Raw genomic sequence first — 26,230 nt, 5'->3', positions numbered from 1 at the left:
ATAATAAAGCGAACATGCTGATTTTTGATTTTGTTCTTCCCGAAGATTATTAACGGATCAGACCGCTCGAATCCAACCAAATTTTAAAGCGAGGGTCTAAGCGTCCAGCGAATAGTGGGATAAACAACAAAATTGTACTAAAAACATTAACTTAAGATTATTGTTAGAATTTTTTTACATTTAATTAATGAAAAATATCCATTTTTTGTTATACAGTAAGAAAGGACGTACTCAACTATAAATAAACCGATGGAGGAATTACTTTATGGATAGGTTAACAAAGTTTTCGTTAAAAAACCGCGCCGCTGTTATCATCATGGTGTTTCTCATTTCCATACTCGGCGTTTATTCCGGTTCCAAATTACCTATGGAATTTTTACCAAGCATCGATAATCCTGCAGTCACTGTCACAACCTTATCTCCAGGACTTGACGCTGAAGCAATGACGAAAGAAATAACAGATCCTCTTGAAAAACAATTTCGCAATTTAGAACATATCGATAGCATCACCTCTTCTACACACGAGGGATTATCACGCATTGATATCGCGTATACATCCAAAGCAAATATGAAGGATGCAGCACGCGAGGTCGAAAAAGCCATTAATACAATTAGACTACCTAAAGATGCAACAAAACCCGTAGTGAGCCAATTAAATACTTCTATGATTCCACTCGCTCAAATTGCAATCCAGAAACAAAATGGATTTTCAAAAGCAGATGAAAAACAAATCGAAAAAGAAATCGTACCACAACTCGAAAGCATTGATGGCGTTGCTAACGTTATGTTTTTCGGAAAATCAACTTCTGAATTATCTATCGTACTAGACCCAAATCAATTAAAAGATAAAAACGTAACAACAGAACAAGTATTAAAAGTTTTACAAGGAAAAGAAACTTCCACTCCAGCTGGAGCCGTTACCGTTAATAAAGAAGAATATAACCTTCGCGTCATTGGGGATATCAAAAATGTAGATGCTATTAAAAACATTACCGTTGCACCTCAAGTAAAATTGCAAGATGTTGCTCAAATTGAACTGAAACAACACTACGATACAATCTCACATATAAACGGAGAAGAAGGCACTGGATTAATCATCATGAAAGAGCCAAGCAAAAATGCGGTTGCAATCGGAAAAGAAATCGATAAAAAAATCAAAGATATAAGTAAACAATATAAAGATCAGTTTTCTATTAAACTTTTAGCCTCAACTCATGAACAAGTTGAAAACGCTGTTACTAGCATGGGAAAGGAAGTCATCCTTGGGGCAATTGCTGCAACTCTAATTATCTTAATCTTTTTGCGTAACTTCCGAACGACACTCATCGCTGTTGTCAGTATTCCATTATCTATTTTATTAACACTCTTTTTACTACACCAATCTAACATCACACTTAACACCCTAACTCTTGGTGGTTTAGCAGTTGCCGTTGGACGTCTCGTCGATGATAGCATCGTTGTCATTGAGAATATTTTCCGTCGTTTACAAAAAGAACCTTTCTCTAAAGATATTATTCTCGACGCAACGAAAGAGGTCGCCGTTGCAATTACTTCTTCTACTTTAACAACAGTCGCTGTTTTCTTACCTATCGGACTCGTATCCGGAGTAATCGGAAAATTAATGTTACCTATGGTATTAGCAGTTGTATATTCTATATTATCTTCCTTAATCGTCGCACTAACAGTTGTTCCACTTATGGCTTTTTTACTACTCAAAAAAACAAAGCATAGAAAGCCAAGTTCTTCACCACGATATGTCGCTACATTAAAGTGGGCTCTTTCGCATAAATTCATTATTCTACTTACTTCTTTTTTATTATTCGCAGGATCGATTGCAGCCTATGTATTACTACCGAAAGCGAATATAAAATCTGAAGACGACACAATGTTATCTATTAACATGACTTTCCCAGCTGATTACGCTCCTGAAACGCAAAAACAAAAAGCTTTCGATTTCGAAAAGAAGTTACTTTCTAACTCGGATGTAACGGATGTTATTTTACGAATGGGATCTAGCGCAGAAGATGCACAATGGGGGCAAACGACAAAAAATAATCTTGCCAGTATATTTGTAGTCTTCAAGAAAGGCTCTGATATTGATCAATATATTAAAGAGTTAAAGAAAGAACATAAAGCTTTTGAGCCTGCTGAACTAGATTATATAAAAACAAGTTATTCAAGCTCTGGCGGCGGCAACAATTTGCAATTTAACGTAACAGCTACTAACGAAACGAATTTAAAAGAGGCTGCTACTCTCGTCGAAACAAAACTAAAAGATATGGATGCTCTTTCTAAAGTAAAAACGAATTTAGAAGACTCTAAGAAAGAATGGCAGATCCATATTGATCAAACAAAGGCCGAACAACTAGGATTAACACCAGAATTAGCAGCTCAACAAGTGGCATTCCTTATGAAGAAATCACCTATTGGTGAAGTTTCAATCAATAATGAAAAAACAACTATTATGATAGAACACAAAAAAGAAAACATTACTAAACGAGAAGACATTTTAAACACAAACATATTATCACCTATTAATGGACCAATTCCTTTAAAAGACATTGCAACTATTTCAGAAAAGCAACTTCAAACAGAAATTTTCCATAAAGACGGAAAAGAAACGATTCAAATTACTGCTGAGGCCTCAAATGAAGATTTAAGTAAAGTAAGCGCAGAAGTAAACGAAACGATAGCTAACCTAGACTTACCTAACGGCGCAAAAGTAACTATTGCAGGCGCAACTGAATCTATGCAAGAAAACTTCACAGATTTATTCAAAATTATGGGGATTGCAATCGGGATTGTATATTTAATTATGGTTATCACCTTCGGACAGGCGCGCGCTCCTTTTGCAATTCTATTCTCCTTGCCATTAGCTGCTGTTGGCGGGATTTTAGGATTAATCATTTCAGGAACACCCGTTGATATAAATTCTTTGATTGGCGCATTAATGTTAATCGGGATTGTCGTTACAAATGCTATTGTATTAATAGAAAGAGTGCAACAAAATCGAGAACACGGGATGGAAACAAGAGATGCCTTACTAGAAGCGGGTTCCACTAGATTACGCCCAATTATTATGACAGCTATAACGACGATCGTCGCGATGCTTCCTCTCCTATTTGGTCAATCACAAGCAGGAAGCATGGTATCAAAAAGTTTGGCAGTCGTTGTTATCGGTGGTTTAGCGGTCTCAACCGTTCTTACATTAGTAGTCGTTCCAGTTATGTATGAATTATTAGATAAAATCGGGAGAAAAAGACGCTCTCGCAGAAAAATAAGCACTTCCACAGAAACACCTGATATTTAAAAGAAAAAGCGTTATCTTCATGAATGAAGATAACGCTTTTTCTCTACTTACCGATATAATCCATCATTTTTTGAGCATATCGCTCTAGCGGTTCACCAGAATCTATAATAAGATATTCAGTATTCGAAGGTCTTTTACTACCATCTAACCACTTTTTAAAAGCTACTTCCGAATCCACTCTTCCAATCTGACTGACCATACGCTTACGTGTTTGTAGCCTATTATTAATCTCTTCCATATCATTAAGGTAACATTCGATATATTTATACTTCACACCATGTTTATTAGATAGCTTCATTCCTTTTTCAATCATTCCTTCATATAAAGTGAAACTTTAATCAGTGGGGTTTTGTTCATCCCCCACTGATTATTAGTTGAACCAATCGGGCTTTTACGGGCAGTTGATCCCCCACCTAACTTCTTTGCTTTCGCTGAATTTTGAGGCGGGGGTCTTACTGCCCGTTAAATGCGGGATAGACATGGGCTATCCAATATCACACTATGCCCTTGTTCTAAATAAGAATCAATCAATACCCATTCAATATCGTATGATACACCTCCAACAATCGTCGATTCAATCCCTTTCATTTCTAATGATTGTAACAATGCCGATTTCAAAACATCATGATCTACAATTACAGCACCTGTTAACTTCGCTATATACTTAGAAACTGTGGATTTTCCCGCCCCCGGAAAACCTGACATTTGCAGAAAAAACAAATTAACTTCCCCTCTCATCCGCACTGTTTATCTATATAATCAATTACAAATTCAACAATCATTACATCCATTCCTTCTATATTAAGATACAAAAGAACCCCCTACGTATAAATAGAGAGTTCTCTTTATCATTTATGCTGCTTTTACTTTCTTCGTCGTTTTACTTTTTCTTTTCGTTCCTGTAAAACGTTTGTGCAATACAGATGCTACCAAGCGCGAAATAACGTTGAATAGTAATACCATAATAATTAATACAGCTGCAGATTTTGTCGCGATCAACTTCGCATCTGGAATAACTCCTTCAGAATTTAACTTCCAAATATGAACCGCTAATGTTTCAGCTGGTCTAAATGGATTTAAAGGATGCGCAGGACTTGAAAAGTCCGCTGCTGAATTTAAAATCGGGGATGTTAAACCCGCTGTGTAAATCAGTGCGGCCGCTTCCCCAAATATACGACCCGCCGCTAAAATAACACCTGTAATAATTTGCGGTAATGACGACGGAATAATAATACGAGCAATCGTTTGCCACTTCGTTGCACCTAATCCAAGACTTGCCTCTTTTACATTATGAGGAACTTCTGAAATTGCATTTTCACAAACACGTGTTAAACCTGGTAAGTTTAAAATAGTTAAAGCAAGAGCACCACCCATTACTGTGTATCCCCAGCCTGTCATTGTAACAAACACTAACAAACCGAATAAACCAACAACAATAGAAGGTAAAGACGCCATTGTTTCAATACACAAACGAACAAAATTTAAAAAACGCCCTTGTTTTGCGTACTCTGCTAAATATATTCCAGCACCTAACCCAAGAGGAATAGATATAACAAGCGTTATAACAAGCATGTAGAAGGAATTGAATAACTGTGGACCAATCCCACCACCAGCTCTTGTATTACTTGGTTCTCCAAACAAGAAATTAGGATCCCAAAATCCCCATCCCTTTTGCAAAATTTCAAACACTAAGAATACTAGCAGAGCTACAACTAAAGCTGCAACTGCGTAAAAGATACCTGTCCAAATTTTATTTACCGTTCTTGCGTTCATTATTATCGCTCACCTCTTTGCCCAATCGCTCGAATTACTAAAATAAACAGGAATGAAATAACAAGTAAAATCATCGCTAAAGTCCATAACGCATTGTTCCAAGCAGTTCCGTTCAATGTATTTGTCATGTCCATTGTCAAAATACCAGTTAACGTTGCTGTCGGACTATATATTCCTTCTGGTAATTTAATTGTGTTCCCGATTACCATTTGAACCGCTAACGCTTCACCAAAAGCACGCGCTAAACCTAAAACAACACCTGTTAAAATTCCTTTTTTCGCAGCAGGAACAATCACTCGGCTAACCGCTTGCCATTTCGTTGACCCTAGACCGTAAGAAGCTTCTAAATAATCAAATGGAACAGAGCGTATTGCATCAGAAGCGATACTAGCAATAGTAGGTAAAATCATAATACTTAATACAACAATACCTGCAATTAAACTAAAGCCCACTCCCCCGAACGAATCACGTAATAGCGGCACTAAAATCGTAACCCCTAATAATCCGTATACAACCGAAGGAATACCAACTAATAATTCTAAAACGGGCTTCAATACTTTATTTCCAAACTTCGGCGAAATTAAATTCATGAATATAGCAAGAGCTATAGCAATTGGTGCACTAATAATAACCGCACCTAACGAAACTACTGTTGAACCTACAATGAAAATCAAAGCCCCAAAGGTTCCTTCGTCAGCATTTGGATTCCACTTTGTCGATGTTAACATCTCAGTAAATGAGATACCGCTTTGTGTAAAAGATTGAATACCTTTACCGCAAATAAACGCAATAATAGCTAATGTAATTAAAACAATAAAAATACCACAAAACGTAACAAGCGATCTTCCTATATACTCACTTTTTACGTAATTAATTTGTTTTTTCCCCTTCATCACAGGTCAGACCCCACTTCATAGATTGAAATGAACAGGACTGGCCTTGCAGCCAGCCCCATAAAATTTTATTACTTATTTAATTTAGACATTGGAATGTAACCCATATCTTCTACTTGCTTTTCAAAGTCTTTACCTTTTACATAGTCAATGTAAGCTTTCGTTGCTTCTTTCGCTTCACCTTTTGTTACCATGTACTCGTAAGACCAGAATGGATATTTACCAGACGAAATGTTTTCAACTTTCGGTTCAGAACCATCAATTTTCACTGTTTGTAGTGCACCTTTTTTATCGCCAACCATGTAAGACATTGCTAAATAACTTACTGACCCTGGCGTAGAATTGATCGCTTGCTCTACTGCACCGTTAGAATCTTGTGTTGTACCAGTTCCATCATTAATTTTCGCGTCTTTCATAACTGTCTTTTCAAATGTAGCACGTGTACCAGATGAAGCCGGACGGTTAATTACGTTGATTTTTTCATCTTTCCCGCCTACCTCTTTCCAGTTTGTTACTTTTCCAGTGAAGATATCTTGTACTTGTTGTACTGTTAAGTTATCAACTTTTACATCTTTATTTACGACAAGTGCGAATGCGATACCCGCAACCTTGTTATCTACTAATTCTTTTGCTTTTTCAGCATCTTTTATTTTATCTCCTGATGGAACATCTGAATTACCAATTTGTACTGCACCCGATGCTACTTGGTTAATCCCAGTTCCACTACCGCCACCTTGAACTTGAATAGAAACTTTTGAATTTTTCTCCATGAATTTCTTTCCAGCTTCCTCCGCAAGAGGTAGAAGAGCTGTAGAACCAGCTGCTGCAATCGTACCTGATAATTCTTGTTTTGTATTATCGCTTCCTTTAGCAGTTTCTTTACTAGCTGTATCATCTGCTTTCCCACATCCAACTAACGCTCCTGCCACCACTAAAGCCGCTAAAGAAAATTTAATACCTTTTTTCATAACCATGTCTTGTACCCCCATTTGGATTATCGCTTTTCGAATTCATTTTCTTTCGAACACAAATTCATTGTAGGACAACAATATTATGTGAGTGTTAAGCAATTTTTAATTTTAAGTAAATGACGATAATAATCTTTAAAAGCTAGGAATCCCAACATTTATAGTTAAAGAACCCAACAAAATCCACACTAATTAAGCAGTAATGTAAATTTATTCTTAACAATGTAAATTCAATGTAAATGTTTTTTGCTCTTTTCCCCTTTTAGTTAAAAATATATTTACAAACCCATTATATTTTTTAACTTTTACACGCTTACTTCATTTACATTCAACAGAATTTCAGTAATATTTTTTAGTACAACTAAATAAATTGGAACAATTCTAAAAATAAATGAATATTTTTAAAGTACCAATTGACAGCATCATCCAATGTAGTCTACTATATTACTAACAAAAAGTTTACCTAAGGAAACTTTTTAAACTCAAACTAACAATATAGAGATGAGGTAACTTTTATGGTATCGGCTAATACAAAACCACTTTCCGAATTTAAAACAGGAGAGTTTGTACAAATTGAGAAGATACAATTAGAAGGAACTATGAAACGACGTTTATTAGATTTAGGATTTATCCCGGGGGCAACGATTAAAGTATTACAGCGCAGTCCACTTGGAGATCCGGTCGCTTATCAAGTAAGCAATACAACTATTGCACTACGCAAGGAAGAAAGTTCCCTTATTTTCGGGGTATTAATAGGAGATGATTTCAGATGAGCAAACATCGCATTGCTTTAGCTGGCAACCCGAACACCGGGAAAAGTACATTATTTAATACTTTAACAGGCTTAAAACAACATACTGGAAACTGGACGGGAAAAACTGTTTTAAAAGCTGAAGGGGAATACGAACATAACGGAAGTAAATATACATTAATAGATTTACCTGGAACTTACTCACTATATTCCAATTCTGCGGATGAAGAAGTAGCAAGAGATTATATTATATTTGAAAAACCAGAAGTAACTGTCGTTGTTATAGATGCAACTGCAATGGAAAGAAATTTAAATTTAGCACTACAAGTGATGGAAATGACAAGCAACGTAGTCATTTGTATCAACTTAATTGATGAAGCGGAGAAAAAAGGCATCGTTATTGATGAAAAGAAATTAGCAAAATCGCTCGGTGTACCTGTAGTTAAGATTTCTGCTCGTAACCGAGTAGGTATTGGGCATTTGCTAAGTGTTATCGCTAAAGTAGCAAATAAAAAACTAATTCCGACACCAATTAAGGTTTCTTACAGTGAAAAAATCGAAAGTATGATTCAAGAATTAGAACCACAAATTTATAAAGTGTTCGGTGATACGTATCCAGCACGTTGGATTGCGTTACGTATATTAGATGGAGATAAAAATTTCTTAACTACACTTCAAAAACACCATAATGAACCACTTGTAAGGGAGGTCGTAATGAATGGAATCTCACTCAGCCAGTAAGGCTCTTCCATTAGACTATATTATTCAACATGCACAAGCACTCTCAAAAGAAGATATACGAGATGATATTGTCGGAGATATTTATCGAACATCTGCAAGCATATGTAAAGAGTCTGTTCAATATACAAATACTGATAAATTATATCGTTCTGAAAAACTAGATAAAATTTTCACATCTCCCATCTGGGGATTCCCAATTATGCTCGGTATTTTATCTATTATTTTTTATCTTACAATTGCAGGCGCTAACGTACCGTCTGATATGATTGCTGAATTCTTCGGATGGGCCGAAGGATATTTAACATCTTGGTTCCAGGCAGCACATGCACCTGAATGGTTACATGGCATTTTAATACTTGGCTTATTCCGTGGTATCGGTGCTGTTATTAGCGTTATGTTACCACCTATGGCAATCTTTTTCCCTATGTTCGCACTATTAGAAAACTACGGATACTTACCACGTGTTGCATTTAATATGGACCGCTTATTCAAACGCTCCGGTGCACATGGCAAACAATCTTTAACAATGGCAATGGGCTTCGGTTGCAATGCAGCCGCTATTATGTCAACACGTATTATTGAATCACCACGTGAACGTATGCTTGCAATCTTAACAAACAACTTCGTTCCTTGTAACGGTCGCTGGCCTATGTTAATTTTAATGGCTTCATTATTTATGGCTGCTGGTTATACAGGTAGCATGCAAACATTAGTTACTGCCGGCGTTGTAGTTGGGATGGTTGTAATTGGTGTTATTATGACATTAACTGTTTCTTGGGTACTATCAAAAACAGCTTTAAAAGGCGTGCCAACTCACTACACTCTTGAGTTACCACCGTACCGTAAGCCAAAAGTTTGGAACACAATTGTACGTGCAACACTCGATAAATCTATTTATGTTTTAAAACGAGCTGTCGTTGTAGCTGCCCCTGCGGCTGCATTAACTTGGTTACTTGCTAACATTTTCATCGGTGACACAAGCTTACTTATGTATTTTGTAAACTTCCTAGATCCATTTGCTAAAATGTTAGGACTTGACGGTTTTATTCTAGCTGCGTTCATTCTTGGACTACCAGCTAATGAAATTGTTATCCCGATTTTATTAATGTCTTATTTATCAACTGGAGCTTTAACTGAAATAGATGATTTTAATCAAATTAAAAATCTATTCTTAGAAAATGGTTGGACTTGGTTAACAGCGTTAAACACAATGTTGTTCTCACTTCTTCATTTCCCATGTGGAACAACACTGGTTAACATATATAAAGAAACAAAAAGTGCAAAATGGACATTCTTATCGTTTGCAATCCCTACCGTTATCGCCATTGTTGTGACATTCCTCTCTACACAATTGGTACATTGGTTAGGGCTTGTATAAAAGCGAAGCATACATAGAAGGTATCCCCTTCACATTTGCTTTGCGCGAAAGAAACCTGAAAATCATTCAGGTTTCTTTTTTTCTTTCCACGGCTGCGCTCCATACGTTGAAATTTTTTTATGAAGAAAGTATATAGCTCCCGGAAGAACCGCCATTAATATCGTGCAACTAATCCCTAGACCAGTAAACAACTTACATCACCTTATTTCACTCTTTTCGGTAAGGCTGAACCTGAATGCTCAATTGTCGGATGAACATGAACAGTAACCTCAGCATTACTAAAGTAATTTTCACCTTGATCCCAATTCTTATCTATCTTCTTCCATTCTTTATAATTATGCCGCTTATATACTTCTCCTAAGGCTAGTACATCTACCTTATATTTTTTTTGAACAAGCTTAATCGATTTTTGGATACGCTTCTCCATTTCCTCCGCAATTGTTTTCTTCAATCGACTTTCATTCATAATTTGTTTATGATCACTAAAGTGCACCTCCGCTAAAGTGCCTTCAAAAGATAAATGAATATCAAACTTCGGTTTTGTGGCATCTTCTGTAGATACTTTAATCTTTCGATGCATCTTATGAATTTCATATGTAATAAGCTGGTCTTTTTTACGAACAGTAAAGAATCCTCCAATTTTCTTACCTATTATATAATTCATTCCAAATGTTTCTTCTCCAGTCAAACTACCTACACACTTATTATCCTTCCCTCGAAACAACGCTGCCCCGTTCATTTGTACCCCTTGTTTCGTTAGTTCAAGAATAGGTAATACGAAGCTTCTGTTAGCAATCATTTTTTGCTGCACCTCACCAATTCTTGCAGCCTCAACCATTTGAGCATTTTTCGGAGGATGTTCAGCTAACATATCAATATACTGCGCCGGTAAATTTTCAGGCTTCGCACTCTGCTTCAAAATAGCTTCTGCATCTTTCTCAGAAACGAACAAACGAATATTCCGTCTCATCTCATGATCACGAATATATACATCTAACGTATTTTGTAAAACATATGGATTCGCTAATAAATCTTTAGAAAAAATTATCACTTGTATATGAGGAAAGAATAATGAGCGACTAATTTTTTTGGCGATAATTCGTATTTGCTCAAAGACACTATCCGCTTTCGCACTAACATTAATATAATTTTCGCTATCCCCACCACCTTGTCCACCTTGCTGCGCTAACTTACTGGGAAGTACCATCTGATACGTCCCTTTCATAATCGGATTCGATTTCTTTTTTTTCACAATATCATAAGCTGCACCTACTACAAACCCTCTTTCTTCTATTTCTTCTAGCTCAGAGCATCCACTCATCGATCCGGCTAACACTATGAGCATTATAATTTTAAGAAGGTGTTTCATTTCTACCATTCCTTCTTTTTATTTTATATACAATAAAAACTAACAAAGGTGCTAACACGACAAAGCCCATATCTATCCAAGCTAAATACGTTCCGTAATTTGATAAAGTATTTAAATTACCAGGGATCATATTCAACATAAAAATCATAGGAGCACTTACGAAAATAAAGATATGTTTCTTAACCTTCGGAAACATGGCACAAAACAATAAAGATGCAACGTCATAATACATTGCTGTCGTGTTATAAATCGTAATAATCCAAGTCGTAAAGAAAATCGCATCGAATCTTTCTAAAAAACCCCCACCAATTTCAATCTCTTTCCCTAATTCAATCGTTGGATATGTTAATCCCCGGGTTGTCATATATGTAAAAACACTAATACAAGTTAAATAAATTAAAATGTAAGACAACACGTTTACCATCACGGCTTTTGCCACTGCCATCGGAGCCTTTTTTGCCGTCTCATTTAACATCACTGCATAAAATAAAGCTACCTCAAATCCAATAAACGTAAAAATAGAATTTTTAACTCCAACAGCATATTGACTGATGCCCGTTTGAAAAGCAGGTAGTAAATTATCTACTTCCATTAAGTTCACATTCAATAAAGACAGCAGTACGATCGCAATTAAAACGATAGGTAAGAATAATACATTTAACCTTAATAAAGCAGCTCTAGATCCAGCAATTCCATAAATAACAACTAACAAAAAAAAGAAAGATAACAATTGTATTGGTGTATCACTAAACAAATACGTTTGTGAAATAATTGCAATTTTCCGGGCCTCATATGCTGTCAATGCAACGAATGTTAACACTAAGATAATACTAATGGTGTATGCAACAGGCTTCGTCAAGTGCTCACTCGTATATTGAACAAAGTTTTGTTTTGGGAATAAAATAGCCACCCGAGTCACAAACCAACCTAAACACGCACATATCAATCCGCCAAGAAGTAAAATAATCCAACCATCTGAAAATAAAGTTTGCATAGCGATATCTCGTGGCATAGATAGTGCACCTATACCAATAATTGTTGACGATACCGCAAAACCAAGTTCCCGAGATCCAATTTCTTCATCGCCATACTCAAATGGTTTCAATTATTCTCCCTCCTTTGGACGTATTGTAGAATCTTTCGTTTGTAAATACTCTGGTCTATCTTTCAGCATCGATTTTGGCATGCGGACAATTTCTTCTTTCCAATCTTTATAAAATGCAGGAGCAATAGGCGTTGTATACGGGACACCAACACTCTTTAAATTCGTAATATGAACTGCAAGTGCAATAAGCGCTAAAATAATTCCATACAAACCAAAAGCAGTCGCTGCTAATACAAATACGAAAAGTAAAATACGAAACGTAATCGTAATGCTATATACAGGGAGAGAAAAGGTAGCAATAGCTGTAACCGCAATAATGATAACTAAAAACGGATTTACAATTCCTGCGTTCACCGCTGCTTCTCCAATTACAAGACCACCTACAATCCCAATTGTTTGCCCCATCGGTTTCGGCAACCTAATTCCCGCTTCTCGTATTAACTCCATCGTTAATGCCATCATTAATGTTTCTATATAGGCAGGAAACGGCACACCTTCCCTTGCCCCAGCAATTGAATACGCCAGTTTAGAAGGAATAAGTCCTTGGTGGTATGAGACGAGCGCTACATACATCGCCGGCATTAAAACTGCAACTATACCAGAACCCATCCGCAAAATTCTTAATAAAGTTCCAATTACCCAACGCTCATAGTGATCTTCCACAGATTGAAAAATATCAACAAATACTAGCGGGGCTATAAGAGCAAATGGTGAGCCATCCACCAAAATAGCTGCCTTTCCTTTCGCTAATGAGGCCACAATATTATCAGGCCTTTCCGTATTCAAAAACTGCGGAAACGGTGACAAATTATTATCTTGAATTAATTGCTCAATCGTACCCGTCTCAAAAACGACATCTGTCACGATTGATCGAAGACGCCGATCTAGCTCTTTTACAATGTAAGGATTAATAATGTCTTCTATATATATTAAAGTCACTTCTTTTTGGGATCTCTTCCCCATAATATAAGATTGAAATCTCAATTTCGGATCACGTAAACTACGGCGAATTAACATTTTATTCACGTTAATATCTTCATTTAATCCAACTCTCGGTCCACGTATTAAATCTTCTGTTACCGGCGGTTCTAAACTTCTTTTTTCCCATGCTCTACTATTAACCACGATAGCGGTTTGAATATTATCAATTAATATAACCGTATCTCCTGCTAAAATCGCATTTATAATATCCGGAAACGTTGTCTTCTTACCGACTTCCGCAATAGAAATAAAACGATCCAATAATGTTTGAACAACAGCTTCTTCTTTATGTACTTCTTCATATTGAAGTGTACGAACTACATATTTATAAACATTATCCTTATCAGTTAACCCACATAAAAAAATAACAGCACAGCGTGTAAAACTACCAGCAAGGGCCACCTCCCTAATTGTTAAATCATTAGGCGAACCTAACTCATCCCTAATTTCTTTCATAACTTCAAATAAGTTACCTTTTAACTCTAACAATTCCCCCACCTAACTTCCTTTTCAACAAGTTTTTAGTTAGATTCCGCTAATAGAAGAAAATATATACAAAAAAGAGCTATCTCTTTTCAAAGATAGCTCTAACACACGGATTACTTTTCTACTATTATATTGTCTGTCTTTATAGATACATTTTTCGTGAATCCGCTAACGATAAACATCACAATCATATTCATTAACAATGCAACTATACCTACATTTAAATCTTTTATGTATTGTGGAAAACCCGGAAACATCGTAGCTATAGTTGAGCCAGATAAGGTAATATATGCGACCACTAACAACCCAATCCCCATTCCTGCAATTGCCCCTTGCTTCGTAATAACTTGCCGCGGAAACAAACTACATACAAGTGCAGGGAAAAGTTGTGTCACTATACTATATCCCATTAAAAGTAGTGCTCCTATTGTTTCTCCACCTTTAAAAGTGAACAAAACAGCTACAAGAGTTACTACAGGAACAAATAACTTCGCCACTTTAGCAACTTGTCTATCTGAAGCTGATGGGACCATTGTTCGGTAAATGTTTTTTGCTAATAATGTAGAAGCAGCCATGACAAGCATAGAACCTGGAACTAATGCGGTTAAAACTCCAGCACTACCAATAATCCCAATAAACCACGGATCAAAAGTTTGAAGAGCCAGACGGAATAACGAAAGGTCTACATCCCCTCCCTTTAATCCAGGAACTTGCAAGATAGCTGCAAAACCTGCAAAGAATACGAAAAGTAATACTAAAGAATACAGTGGCATAATTGCTGCATTTTTACGAAATACTTTTTCATTTTTTGCAGAGAAAGCAGAAGCGAATGTATGGGGCCACATATAGAAACCGAGAGCTGTTAATATAATAGTAGAAACAAACCAAGAAATGCTCATTCCTTCATCAGGTAAAGATAAAAATCCTGGCTTCGCTGCTTCTACAGCTTCAAACATCGGCTGAAACCCTCCATAATAATGGTACGGTAAATAGATACCTAAAAACATAACGATAAACAGGATCATAATATCCTTCAAAGCGGCCGTCCAAGCAGAGCCGTGTATACCTGAAACCATTACATATATCGTTATGACAATCGCACCAATCCAAACTGCAATAACTGGTGATACCCTCCCGTAAGATGCTTCCGAAACGATAATCCCCAACCCTTTTAACTGTAAAACAAGGTAGGGAATTATCGAAATAACCCCAATGATAGAAACGATAATGCCAAGTGTCTGACTCTTATATTTCTTCACAAAAAAATCTGGCTGTGAAACAAGATTATGCTCTTTCGCATACTTCCAAACTGGTGGCAATAAAAAGTAAGATAAAATATAAGCTAATGCACCATAACCTAAAATATAAAACGTAGGCGCTCCTTTACTATACGCCCATCCACTTCCGCCTAAAAATGTGAACGTCGTATAAATCTCACCTGCCATTAGAAGAAAAACAAAAATAGTGCCAAATCCTCTTCCACCAACTGACCATTGCTCTAAATTCATATCTTTTCCATGTTGTGCCCGAATCCCTAAAAATAGTGCGAGAAACAAAAATAATATAATGATAAGTAACGCGGTCATTTCACATCCCCCTTATTAGCAGGATCAAATACGTACACAAGTCCCATACAAAGAGACGTAATGAGCACCGATAATAATACCCAAAATAATAAAAATGGCATCCCTAATACGTAAGGAGTAACTGAATTAGCAAATATGGGTCCAACAACTAAACAAAAAACTGGAATAAGCGCTAATACGTGTATTTTTTTCATCTCATTCTCCTTTACTTATAAAGTTCATAATAGATGATACAAAGACTTCCACTCCAATCGGTAATGCATCTTCATCAATCGTAAAACGAGGGTGATGATGAGGATATATAATTCCTTTCTCTTTATTTCCCGCTCCGATAAAAAAGAATGTCCCTGGCGCCTTTTGTAAAAACGCCGAAAAATCTTCCCCAGCCATCGTCGGCTGTAAACGAGTAACTTGTTCCCTTCCATAAAGCTGCAATGCTGTTTGCTCAATAACCTCTGTAACTTCATAATCATTTACTACCGGTCGATATCCATATTCATAAGAAAATGTATATTTCGCCCCGTAAGCTTCCGTCATATGCTTCACAATCCGTTCAATCCTTTTCTCTGTTACTTCTCGCAACTCATGTCTTAAACTCCGCACTGTCCCTTCAATCTCCGCTTGTTCTGGAATTACATTATGGGTTGTCCCAGCATGAAATTGCGTAACAGATACTACAAGAGAATCTAACGGATCTGTAAGGCGAGATACAATTTGCTGAAGTTGCGCAACAACTTGTGTACCGATTGCAATACTATCCACTGTTTCATGAGGGATTCCAGCATGTCCACCTTTTCCTTCTATCGTAATTTTAAAAACATCTGGGGCAGCCATTGCAGCACCATAAATTACACCTATTTTACCAACCTCTAACGCTGCCCAAAGATGAGCACCAATAATATAATCCACACCTTCCATTACACCCGCTGCAACCATTTCCTCTGCACCGCCAGGAAAGTTTTCTTCTGCATGTTGGAAGAGAAAACGAACCTCTCCTTTAACCTTCTCTCTTTCCTCTACTAACTTATGTACAACCCCAAGTAATATCGCTATATGTCCATCATGGCCACATGCATGCATCACACCTGGATATGTAGAAATAAAATCAAATTCATTTTCTTCGTGAATAGGAAGAGCATCCATGTCAGCACGAACCGCGATAGTTTTACCAGATTGTTTACCAATTAACCTTGCCATTACACTATATTTAGTAGGTCTTGACACTTCTAAATGCGGAATTTCCCGAAGTATATCGAATACAAACTGTGATGTTTTTTCTTCTTGAAAAGATAACTCTGGATACTTATGAAAATGCCTTCTCCACTCAATCAACTGATTCTTTAATAAAACAAGTTCCTTTGCCACATCCATTTCTCTTCATCCCTTCTTCACTAAGTTAAATGTTATTATAACGTGAATTGTTAACTTTTAAAAGAATGTTCTGAATTTTCTATCACTAACACTTAAAAATAAAAAGCCATCAAAAAGATGACTTTTTCATTATTATAAAATAGTGATTGCTTGTTTGCCCATTTGCTCCCAAGCTCTCTCAAACTCTGCTCGCGGAACAGCCAAACGCGGATTATTTTTCAGAGGATCATTTACATACACAAAGTTTTGATCATATCCAATTACTACTACACTATGCTCAAAATATGTAATTTTCACTTCGCCAGAGCTTGTATTCCATGTTTCAAAACTACTCTCAGCTAGTGGTTTAAACGTTGTATTAATAATGACCCATACTGGCGACCCAGAACTAACTACTTTATACATATCTTGCACGTCTCTACCTGTTAAATTAACTACTTTTCCAGGAATATATTTTTCTGCTAAATTAAAAATAGGTTGATTATATACACCATATCCCGGCTCTGTCTTCGTATAAATATTTCCAACGAATCCCTCATAAGGATTTCCACGCAAACCATTTTGCTCAAATGGAACACGATGAATCTCGCTAGCAAGTTGCATCTTATCTACTTGTATACCTTTGTATTGCAGCAACATAGCCAAACTTGTAACTTCACATCCACGAGGTAATTCTGGTAACTGTTTTATAAACGGAACATTTTCAATCATAGTCGCTTCTTTCATTTCAGATAGAAACTCTAAACGGAACACTTGCGCCTTTTGCATAATTTTATCTTTCCCTATAAAAAGCGCGGCAGCAAATATAATTCCAAAAACAAAAAGATATTTTAACTTTTTCATTTTAAACAAAACTCCATTAATTATTATTTTACAGACATACCTCCTATCATTGTACCTTTCTTCTTACTAGTTTGCTAGAAAGATTCTGTGAATTATTGTTCACACTTCCATCGTTATAAAATTCTAATTATTTTTAATAAAAAGAAAAAACAATATACTTTTCTGAATATTTTTGCTAAAATCTAAATAATTAACATAGTGAAGATATCACCTTGTTAATAAAAACATTCTTAGAGTATTTAGTCATAGTTCGTATTTTTACATACTCCATTCATTTCATAATAAATAAACCGAGTATGTGCCACATCCCCCACTAATGATTAAAAACTCGGAATGAAAATCAATTCATACATACAAGAAAATAACGAGGTGAGGGGCATATGAATCAACAAGTAGAACAAACAGATTTAAAACGAACAATGAAAAGTAGACACCTATTTATGATTGCACTTGGTGGTGTTATTGGAACTGGCCTATTTATGGGATCTGGTCAAATCGTCCATAACGCCGGTCCTGGTGGTGCTATTCTTGCATTTTTAGTCGGTGGATTTGTTATGTATTTAACCATGTTATGTCTTGGTGAATTATCAGTTGCTATGCCAGAAGCAGGTTCATTCCAAAGCTATGCAAGTAAATTTATTTCACCTGGTTTTGGATTTGTTGTAGGTTGGATGTATTGGTTAAATTGGGCTGTTACAGTTGGGGTAGAGTTAACAACTGTAAGTATTTTAATGAAGCGTTGGTTTCCAGACGTTTCTTCGTGGATTTGGTGTGTTACATTTGCAGCTGCACTCTTTCTTGTAAACGCATTATCAGCAAAAGCATATGCAGAAGCAGAATTTTGGTTCGCAAGTGTAAAAGTCGCAACCATTGTTGTTTTCATCGTACTCGGTGGTGCAGTTATGTTCGGTCTACTAGACTTTAACGGAAAACCAGCGCCAATGCTTCACAATTTCACTGAAAATGGCGGATTATTTCCAAACGGTGCATTAGCTGTTCTTCTTACGATGATTACAGTAAATTACTCCTTCCAAGGAACAGAATTAATCGGGATTGCCTCAGGAGAAAGTGAAAACCCTGAAAAAACAATTCCAAAAGCGATTAAAAATACCATTTGGCGAACTCTCTTCTTCTTCGTCCTAGCAATATCAGTTGTTGTAGGTTTACTCCCATGGCAAGAGGCTAATCTAGTCGAAAGCCCATTTGTACTTGTATTTGATGTAGCTGGTGTTCCATATGCAGCTGACATTATGAACTTTGTTATTATTACAGCAGTATTATCCGTAGCCAACTCTGGTCTATACGCAAATTCTCGTATGCTTTGGGCGATGGCAAAACAAGGAATGGCAAGTCCAGCTTTTACGAAGTTAACGAAAAAAGGTGTGCCACTAAACGCATTAATTTTCAGTCTAATCTTTGCAAGTTTATCTCTATTAACAAGTATATTTGCAGCAGATACTGTATTTTTAGTTTTAACATCTATTGCAGCTATGGCCGCTGTCGTAGTGTGGATGTCAATCGCAGCTTCACAGTTTTTCTTCCGTAGAAACTTCTTAAAAAACGGCGGAGACATTAACGATTTAAAATATCGCACACCGCTTTATCCAATCGTTCCAATCTTAGCATTCTCACTCAATTTCATTACATTTGTTAGTTTAGCTTTCATCCCAGATCAGAGAATTGCTCTTTATTGTGGTATTCCATTTATGATCATTTGTTACATTTTATACCAATTAAAATATAAAAAAGTTGTCACATTTGAACAACAAATAAGTCTAAAAAAAGAAGTAAACTAAATATACACAATATTCAGCTATCTTTCTTATCATAAGATAGCTTTTTTCTATTTCTTGGATATCTTGGTATAACTTTATTTATCTTAAAATTTTCACAATCACGTTTTTCACTGGAAAATGGTTTACAATGTTATCAAGTTACAAATGATATTCACCTTAAAAAGTGTGCATTTGTGTCTATTTTTTAACAATATCACAAAAACTATTGCCATCTATAAATTAATAGGTTTATATTGTTTTATTGGCATAGTTTCAATCCAAGGAGAAAGGAGATTTTCAATCGTGCAACTAAAGAAAACGTTTTGGAAGCTGGCTTCGCTTCTTCCGTTATCATTACTTCTGTTCCTCGGCGGCTGTGATAAGAAACTCGCAGTATTAAATCCGCAAGGACCTGTTGCAAAAGCACAGTATGATTTAATTGTTTGGTCATTCTTGCTTATGTCATTAATTATCGCAATTGTATTCATCTTGTTTACAGTCATCTTGATTCGTTATCGTGAAAAACCAGAGAATATGGACTATGAGCCACCTGAACAACACGGTAACACATTATTAGAAATCATTTGGACGCTTGTTCCTGTTATTATCGTTATTGCATTATCGATTCCAACAGTAAAAGCAACTTATGCTTCGGAAGAGGTTCCGGCAGAGTCCAAACATATTAAACCAGTTGAGATTTATGTTACATCTGCAAACTGGAAATGGTTATTCAGTTACCCAGAGGAAAAAATTGAAACCGTTAACTATTTAAACATCCCTGCTGGTGTACCAATTCAATTCAAACTGACTTCTGTCGGTCCAATGAATGCTTTCTGGGTACCAGAACTTGGTGGTATGAAGTACACTATGGATGGTATGATTATGGATCTTTATTTACAAGCTGATAAGCCAGGTTCTTACCTAGGCCGTAGCGCGAATTTCTCTGGTGAAGGATTCACTCACATGGAATTCGAAGTTGAAGCAAAAACTAAAGAGAAGTATGACAAGTGGGTTAAAGAAGTACAACAAACTGCTCCTAAACTAACAGAAGATAAGTACAACGAAATTGTTAAACCTGGTGTAGTTGGTCGTATGACATTCTCTAGTCACCACTTAAGTTATGTAGATCCAAAATCACTTGAGTATTGTGATTACAACTACTACAAAAACAAAAAATAATAGCTATTATTCCAACAGATTGGAGTGAACACAGTGAAGCTTGATGAATTCTTTGTCACAGGTGACCCGATTATTTACGGTGCAGACGCTTCTATCGTTCTTGTGACATTAGCAATCATTTTCGTACTAACAAAGTATAAAAAATGGAAATGGCTTTGGGACGAATGGTTAACAACTGTTGACCATAAAAAGATTGGGGCCATGTATATAATTTCTGCGGTTATTATGTTATTCCGTGGTGGTATGGACGGTTTAATGATCCGTGCACAATTAACATTCCCAGAAACAACTTATTTAAATGCTGAACATTATAACGGAATCTTCACAACACACGGTACAGTTATGATTCTTTTCATGGCGATGCCATTCGTTATGGGATTAATGAACCTTGTAGTACCATTACAAATTGGTGCTCGTGACGTTGCATATCCGTTCTTAAATGCTTTAAGTTTCTGGTTATTCTTTGTCGGAGCAATGTTATTCAACATCGCTTTCGTAATCGGTGGTTCTCCAGACGCTGGGTGGACTTCTTACTTCCCAATGGCAGGTACAGAGTTTACTTCTGGTGTAGGAAATAACTACTACGCAATTGCATTACAGATTTCAGGTCTCGGTACGTTAATGACGGGTATTAACTTCCTTGTTACTATCTTAAAAATGCGTACACCTGGTATGACTTTAATGAGAATGCCAATGTTTACTTGGTCAATCTTAATTACAACGATTATCATTATTTTCGCTTTCCCAGTATTAACAGTTGCTCTTGCATTAATGACATTTGACCGTCTATTCGATGCTCACTTCTTTACGATGGCGAGCGGCGGTATGCCAATGTTATGGGCCAACCTATTCTGGGTATGGGGTCACCCTGAAGTATATATCGTTATTTTACCGGCATTCGGTATTTTCTCTGAAATCATTAGTACATTCTCACGTAAACGTCTATTCGGTTACAGTGCGATGGTATACTCAATGGTTGCAATTTCTTTACTAAGTTTCGTCGTATGGCTTCACCACTTCTTCACGATGGGTGCAGGTCCAGCGGTTAACTCATTCTTCTCGATTTCGACAATGGCGATTTCGATTCCAACCGGGGTTAAGATCTTTAACTGGTTGTTTACACTGTATAAAGGACGTATTCGTTTTACAGTTCCAATGCTTTGGTCATTGGCATTTATTCCAAACTTCGTAGTCGGTGGGGTTACAGGGGTTATGCTTGGTATGGCAGCAGCTGATTATCAGTACCATAACAGCTACTTCCTAATTGCTCACTTCCACTACGTATTAATCGCAGGTACAGTATTCGCTATGCTTGCTGGATTCACATTCTGGTATCCAAAAATGACTGGTCATATGTTAAATGAACGTCTAGGTAAATGGACATTCTGGATCTTTATGAGCGGATTCAATATCTGTTTCTTCCCGATGTACTTCTTAGGTTTAGACGGTATGACTCGTCGTATGTACACTTACTCTGAAAGTCTTGGATGGGGATGGCTAAACCAAATCGCATCTGTTGGTGCAGTAATGATGGGTATTGGTTTCCTACTTCTTTGTTACAACGTAATTTGGAGTGCTCGTCACGGTGAACGTGACACAACTGGAGATCCATGGGATGGCCGTACACTTGAATGGGCAACTCAATCTCCTGTACAACATTACAACTTCGCGAAACTTCCTGAAATCAAAGAAGCTGATGCTTTCTGGTACATGAAAAAACGCGGAGAAACAGTTACACCAGCAGCAGAAGATATTAAACCAATTCACATGCCAAGTAACTCTGGCGTGCCTATTATTGCGTCTTTATTCTTCGGTCTTGCAGGTTTTGCATTAGTATTTAGCTGGTTCTGGCTTGCAGCAATCGGCGGCGTTGGTATTTTAGCTTGCTTAATCTATCGTTCATTCGATTATGATGATGGCTACTACGTAAGCGTTGATGAAATTAAAGAAACAGAACATATAGCATGAGAGGTGAAATGATATGGCGGCTTTAGATAAAAGCTTACCTTTGGAATATCAATCCGAGCAAAGCAGATTGAATATCCTAGGATTCTGGATTTTTCTTGGGGCTGAAATTATGCTGTTCGCAACACTTTTCGCCTCTTATCTAGTACTTGCTGGTCGTACGGCTGATGGCCCAACTCCAGCGCAACTGTTTGAACTTAAAACGCTTTTAATTCAAACATTACTACTTTTAACAAGTAGTTTCACATGTGGTATCGTAATTCACGAAATGCGTAAGCACAACCAAAAAGCAATGCTTGGATGGTTCATCCTTACATTACTTTTAGGTGCAGGTTTCCTATTCTTTGAAATCGAAGAGTTCATTATGTACATCGGTGAAGGCGCAACAATTCAAACAAGTGCTTTCCTATCTGCATTCTTCGTTCTTCTTGGAACGCACGGAGCCCACGTAACAGGTGGTATCATTTGGGCAACTTGTGTTATTATCCAAATTTTAAAACGAGGTTTAACACCAGTTACAGCGCGTAAAGTATTCATTATCAGCTTATACTGGCATTTCCTTGATCTAGTTTGGGTCTTTATTTACACACTAGTTTACTTGAACGGGATGGTGGCGTAAATGGATCAAAATAACAACCAAGCAAACGGGCATGCGCATAGCGGATTCCCTTGGTCACACGTTTTCGGATTTATTTTATCGCTTGCACTAACGTTTCTAGCGTTATACGTGGCACTTTATACAAACTTGCCACTTTCAACGATCTTAACAACTATTATCGTAATGGCTGTTGCGCAAGCGTTGTTACAATTAATTATGTTCATGCATTTAAAAGAAGGAGAAGGCAGAGTTCAAATCCTTACAATGATATACAGTTTCTTCGTTGCAACTGCAACAGTTGGTTTAACTGTATGGATCTTCTTCTCAATGTAATGTACATGAAAAAGACTGCTGAGAAATCTCAGCAGTCTTTTTTTATCCCCTCTCCTATTACATCCACATTACGGAATTAACAACAGAATCATGAAAAATATACTTATTATGACAAATGTTAAGAAAACTCTTTCTTTATGAAATCGAATCCATATGCGTTGCTTTTCTACCTATTATATGGCTAAATAGGTACTATATTTATTTGAAGGGAGAGAACGCAATGGAACATCATACTTCTGTTCTATCACTTATGGTTGTCGTTGCAATCGCGTTTTTCGTTCCCCTTTTGTTACAACGCTTTAAATTAAAAGCACTTCCTGTCGTTGTTGCAGAAATCATCGCAGGAATCTTTGTAGGTAAAAGTGGGTTTAATATTATTGAGCCAGATATGTGGCTTCAAGTCTTATCGACACTAGGATTTATCTTCTTAATGTTCTTAAGCGGTTTAGAAATTGATTTTTCTATCTTTAAACAAAAAGGGAAAAAGAATACGACAAACGAACCAAACACATTCCAAGCAGCAAGCATTATCTTCTTATTTATTTTCATCTTATCTTATGCCCTATCATTACTATTCGTATGGCTAGGATTTGTGGATAATGCAATGTTTATGACTTTAATTATTTCAACTATTTCTTTAGGTGTTGTTGTACCAACATTAAAAGAAAACAACTTAGGAAAAACGGCAATCGGACAAATCATTTTATTAGTCGCTGTTATTGCAGATTTAGTTACAATGATTTTACTCGCTGTATTCGTCGGATTAAATTCCGAAAGCGGCCAAAGCATGTGGCTTCTTCTTCTCCTATTCGGCGCTGGTATTGTTATTTACTTCGTTGCAAAACGCTTTAAAAATATTCCATACTTAGATAGCTTAAAAGCTGGTAGTGTACAAATTGATACACGAGCTGTTTTTGCACTCATCTTAATATTAGTTGGTTTATCTGAATCTGTTGGAGCTGAAAATATTTTAGGCGCCTTCTTAGCAGGGGTACTCGTATCGTTATTATCACCAAATGAAGATATGGTTGAAAAACTGGATTCCATCGGATATGGTTTCTTCATTCCTATTTTCTTCGTGATGGTTGGTGTAAACTTAGAGGTTTGGTCTATTTTTAAAGAACCTTCTAGTATGCTAATGATCCCAATTTTAATTGTGGGACTCTTTATCTCGAAGCTGTTACCATCACTCGTCTTACGAAAATGGTATCCACGTAATATCGTATTAGGAAGTGCCATCTTATTAACATCGACACTTTCTTTAGTTATTGCAGCTGCACAAATTGGTGAAAAACTAGGAATCATCAGTCCAAGTTTATCTGCTTCCCTTATTTTAAGCGCAGTTATTACTTGTATTTTTGCACCTATAGTATTTAAAAAAATGTTCCCAAAAGTAGAAACACCAAAACCAAAAGTTTCTATTATTGGCGCAAGCAGAATTACCCTTCCGTTATCACTTGATTTAAAACGAGAAGATTATGACGTAACACTATATATGATGCGTCAAAATAAAATAAATGATGAGGAAGCGACATCGCATGACTTCCCTATCGTAAAATTAGATGACATCACAATCGCATCATTAACTGAACAAACAGCATTTAACGCAGACCGCGTTGTTGTTGCAACCAGCGATGACGAACAAAACTTATTATTAGCAGAACATGCAAAAGAACTAGGTGTTGAACATGTTATTGCAAGTGTAGAAGATCCGCTTCTACAAGAAAAAGCAACGCAAGAACATATCGCCGTATTCTCAACAATTAACTCTACACGTATTCTGTTACGTGCACTAATTGATAAACCGAGTCTCGTTCGCTTAATTACAACAGCAAACGAAACTGTTCGTGAAGTTGAACTACGCAGCAATACATATAACGGTGTTGCACTACGTCGCCTTCCGTTTTTAGGCGATGTACTCGTTATTCAAATTTACCGCGGTAATAAAGCATTAATCCCGCATGGTGATACGAGACTACAACATGGTGATACATTGCTTGTCACAGGTTCAAAAGAACATATTGATACGTTGAAAAACATATTAGAATAGAAAATGCCCCTCACATAATTGAGGGGCATTTTTTTCCATTTAATATGGTAAAATGTTACTATCACATATTATGAGGATGGATCACATTATGTCTATTGTAACTTTAGCTCTTTTATTATTGGCGGAAATACTCGTTGCCATTATTCTCATCGGTGTTAGCATTGAAATTTGTAGTTACGGATGGAAAAAATCGAATGGAATAAAATACTCTTGCCTCTTACTTTCACTCCTTCTCGGAACTGCTAGCATACTCGGACTTTTCGCCGCACCTGCCTATTTCTTTATACAACTAACAGAAAATGCCTTATAAGAAAGGATGTTAATATGATTACCGTGAAAAATATTGAGGGATCTGAAACCTACGTATTACGTCAAAAAATTTTACGCCCGAATCAAACATTAGCAGATTGTAAATACTCTTCCGACTATGAAACAGACACCTTTCACTTAGGCGCATTTATAAACGATGAACTGATTAGTATCGCTTCCTTCTCAAAAGAAATATATCCTGACTTACTAGCAGGTGTTCATTATCGTCTACGAGGAATGGCCACACTACCTGAATTTCGAAACAAACGTGCTGGAAGCTCCTTAATTCAGAAGGCGGAGCAAGTCTTGCAAGAACGCCAAGCAAATATATTATGGTGTAATGGCCGAATTACTGTAGCTGACTATTACAAGCGCTTAGGCTTCCAGGAACATGGTGAAATCTTTGAAATTGAACCGATTGGCCTTCATAAAGTACTGTATAAAAGAATATAAGAAAAGCTTTCCG

General features: G+C 36.6%; 22 protein-coding genes and 2 pseudogenes. 12 read left to right on the top strand and 12 right to left on the bottom strand.

Annotation, left to right across the window (positions count from 1 at the left end; translation table 11 throughout):
• The first annotated feature begins 265 nt into the window (after positions 1-265).
• Complete coding sequence (locus tag MHB74_RS03770; protein WP_061676305.1) at positions 266-3,310, top strand: efflux RND transporter permease subunit; 3,045 nt, start codon at positions 266-268, stop codon at positions 3,308-3,310.
• A gap of 43 nt (positions 3,311-3,353) precedes the next feature.
• Here MHB74_RS03770 and MHB74_RS03765 read toward each other — a convergent pair.
• From MHB74_RS03765 to MHB74_RS03745, 5 genes and pseudogenes are all read right to left on the bottom strand, one after another.
• Positions 3,354-3,635 (bottom strand): annotated as a pseudogene (locus MHB74_RS03765) (AAA family ATPase); the annotation flags it as partial.
• A 152-nt stretch (positions 3,636-3,787) separates the two neighbouring features.
• Positions 3,788-4,030 (bottom strand): annotated as a pseudogene (locus tag MHB74_RS03760) (AAA family ATPase); the annotation flags it as partial.
• Between the two features lie 132 nt (positions 4,031-4,162).
• Complete coding sequence (gene pstA, locus MHB74_RS03755) at positions 4,163-5,083, bottom strand: phosphate ABC transporter permease PstA (RefSeq protein WP_061676307.1); 921 nt, start codon at positions 5,081-5,083, stop codon at positions 4,163-4,165.
• Between the two features lie 2 nt (positions 5,084-5,085).
• Entirely contained in the window at positions 5,086-5,976 is an 891-nt protein-coding gene (gene pstC, locus MHB74_RS03750) for a phosphate ABC transporter permease subunit PstC (protein WP_000676675.1), read from the bottom strand.
• Positions 5,977-6,047: 71 nt separating this feature from the next.
• The gene (locus MHB74_RS03745) at positions 6,048-6,950 is read right to left on the bottom strand and encodes a phosphate ABC transporter substrate-binding protein PstS family protein (RefSeq protein WP_000245096.1); all 903 of its coding nucleotides are present in this window, start codon (positions 6,948-6,950) and stop codon (positions 6,048-6,050) included.
• Positions 6,951-7,459: 509 nt separating this feature from the next.
• Between MHB74_RS03745 and MHB74_RS03740 the strand changes: the two genes are divergently transcribed.
• From MHB74_RS03740 to MHB74_RS03730, 3 genes are read left to right on the top strand one after another with little or no spacing between them, the layout of a single operon-like run.
• Positions 7,460-7,717: a FeoA family protein gene (locus MHB74_RS03740; protein WP_000252989.1), complete on the top strand. Its 258-nt coding sequence runs from the start codon at positions 7,460-7,462 to the stop codon at positions 7,715-7,717.
• Positions 7,714-8,436, top strand: coding sequence for a FeoB small GTPase domain-containing protein (locus tag MHB74_RS03735; RefSeq protein WP_061676308.1), 723 nt, complete (start codon positions 7,714-7,716; stop codon positions 8,434-8,436). Before MHB74_RS03740 ends, MHB74_RS03735 begins: the two co-directional genes overlap by 4 nt.
• Positions 8,414-9,814 carry a nucleoside recognition domain-containing protein gene (locus MHB74_RS03730; protein ID WP_061676309.1) on the top strand — a complete coding sequence of 467 codons (1,401 nt, stop codon included), beginning with the start codon at positions 8,414-8,416 and terminating at the stop codon, positions 9,812-9,814. The genes MHB74_RS03735 and MHB74_RS03730 overlap by 23 nt, the downstream gene beginning before the upstream one ends.
• Positions 9,815-10,016: 202 nt before the next feature.
• Here the strand turns inward: MHB74_RS03730 and MHB74_RS03725 are convergent, their stop codons facing one another.
• The 7 genes from MHB74_RS03725 to MHB74_RS03695 form a co-directional block, all read right to left on the bottom strand.
• Positions 10,017-11,183 carry a Ger(x)C family spore germination protein gene (locus tag MHB74_RS03725; protein ID WP_061676310.1) on the bottom strand — a complete coding sequence of 389 codons (1,167 nt, stop codon included), beginning with the start codon at positions 11,181-11,183 and terminating at the stop codon, positions 10,017-10,019.
• Positions 11,167-12,288 carry an endospore germination permease gene (locus tag MHB74_RS03720; protein ID WP_061676311.1) on the bottom strand — a complete coding sequence of 374 codons (1,122 nt, stop codon included), beginning with the start codon at positions 12,286-12,288 and terminating at the stop codon, positions 11,167-11,169. Before MHB74_RS03720 ends, MHB74_RS03725 begins: the two co-directional genes overlap by 17 nt.
• The gene (gerLA, locus tag MHB74_RS03715; RefSeq protein WP_098373987.1) at positions 12,289-13,767 is read right to left on the bottom strand and encodes a spore germination protein GerLA; all 1,479 of its coding nucleotides are present in this window, start codon (positions 13,765-13,767) and stop codon (positions 12,289-12,291) included.
• A gap of 101 nt (positions 13,768-13,868) precedes the next feature.
• Complete coding sequence (locus tag MHB74_RS03710) at positions 13,869-15,341, bottom strand: sodium:solute symporter family protein (protein ID WP_061676313.1); 1,473 nt, start codon at positions 15,339-15,341, stop codon at positions 13,869-13,871.
• The gene (locus MHB74_RS03705; protein ID WP_061676314.1) at positions 15,338-15,535 is read right to left on the bottom strand and encodes a DUF3311 domain-containing protein; all 198 of its coding nucleotides are present in this window, start codon (positions 15,533-15,535) and stop codon (positions 15,338-15,340) included. The genes MHB74_RS03710 and MHB74_RS03705 overlap by 4 nt, the downstream gene beginning before the upstream one ends.
• A gap of 1 nt (position 15,536) precedes the next feature.
• A complete protein-coding gene (locus MHB74_RS03700; protein WP_061676315.1) occupies positions 15,537-16,712 on the bottom strand; it encodes an amidohydrolase in 1,176 nt (391 codons plus the stop codon).
• A 132-nt stretch (positions 16,713-16,844) separates the two neighbouring features.
• Entirely contained in the window at positions 16,845-17,555 is a 711-nt protein-coding gene (locus MHB74_RS03695; RefSeq protein WP_061676388.1) for a C39 family peptidase, read from the bottom strand.
• A 380-nt stretch (positions 17,556-17,935) separates the two neighbouring features.
• Here MHB74_RS03695 and MHB74_RS03690 point away from each other — a divergent pair, with 380 nt between their 5' ends.
• The 8 genes from MHB74_RS03690 (at position 17,936) to MHB74_RS03655 (ending at position 26,217) form a co-directional block, all read left to right on the top strand.
• Positions 17,936-19,351 (top strand): amino acid permease, encoded by a 1,416-nt coding sequence (locus tag MHB74_RS03690; RefSeq protein ID WP_061676316.1) that lies wholly within the window; start codon positions 17,936-17,938, stop codon positions 19,349-19,351.
• A 282-nt stretch (positions 19,352-19,633) separates the two neighbouring features.
• Positions 19,634-20,509, top strand: a complete 876-nt coding sequence (locus MHB74_RS03685; protein WP_046957295.1) for a cytochrome aa3 quinol oxidase subunit II — start codon at positions 19,634-19,636, stop codon at positions 20,507-20,509.
• Between the two features lie 33 nt (positions 20,510-20,542).
• On the top strand, positions 20,543-22,477 hold the full coding sequence (gene qoxB, locus MHB74_RS03680) for a cytochrome aa3 quinol oxidase subunit I (protein WP_000762374.1): 1,935 nt from the start codon (positions 20,543-20,545) through the stop codon (positions 22,475-22,477).
• Between the two features lie 13 nt (positions 22,478-22,490).
• Positions 22,491-23,093, top strand: coding sequence for a cytochrome aa3 quinol oxidase subunit III (gene qoxC, locus MHB74_RS03675; protein WP_000729314.1), 603 nt, complete (start codon positions 22,491-22,493; stop codon positions 23,091-23,093).
• Positions 23,094-23,405, top strand: coding sequence for a cytochrome aa3 quinol oxidase subunit IV (gene qoxD / locus MHB74_RS03670; protein WP_000372611.1), 312 nt, complete (start codon positions 23,094-23,096; stop codon positions 23,403-23,405).
• Positions 23,406-23,625: 220 nt separating this feature from the next.
• A complete protein-coding gene (locus MHB74_RS03665; protein ID WP_061676317.1) occupies positions 23,626-25,455 on the top strand; it encodes a monovalent cation:proton antiporter family protein in 1,830 nt (609 codons plus the stop codon).
• A 52-nt stretch (positions 25,456-25,507) separates the two neighbouring features.
• The gene (locus tag MHB74_RS03660) at positions 25,508-25,765 is read left to right on the top strand and encodes a DUF4022 family protein (protein ID WP_000926994.1); all 258 of its coding nucleotides are present in this window, start codon (positions 25,508-25,510) and stop codon (positions 25,763-25,765) included.
• A gap of 14 nt (positions 25,766-25,779) precedes the next feature.
• Entirely contained in the window at positions 25,780-26,217 is a 438-nt protein-coding gene (locus MHB74_RS03655) for a GNAT family N-acetyltransferase (RefSeq protein WP_061676318.1), read from the top strand.
• The last annotated feature ends 13 nt before the right edge of the window (positions 26,218-26,230 follow it).

It is taken from the genome of Bacillus sp. FSL K6-0069, assembly GCF_038007785.1.
GTDB classification, from domain to species: domain Bacteria; phylum Bacillota; class Bacilli; order Bacillales; family Bacillaceae_G; genus Bacillus_A; species Bacillus_A mobilis.
The sequence above is the reverse complement of the archived record's forward strand: the minus strand, read 5'-3'. Positions and strand labels throughout refer to the sequence as shown.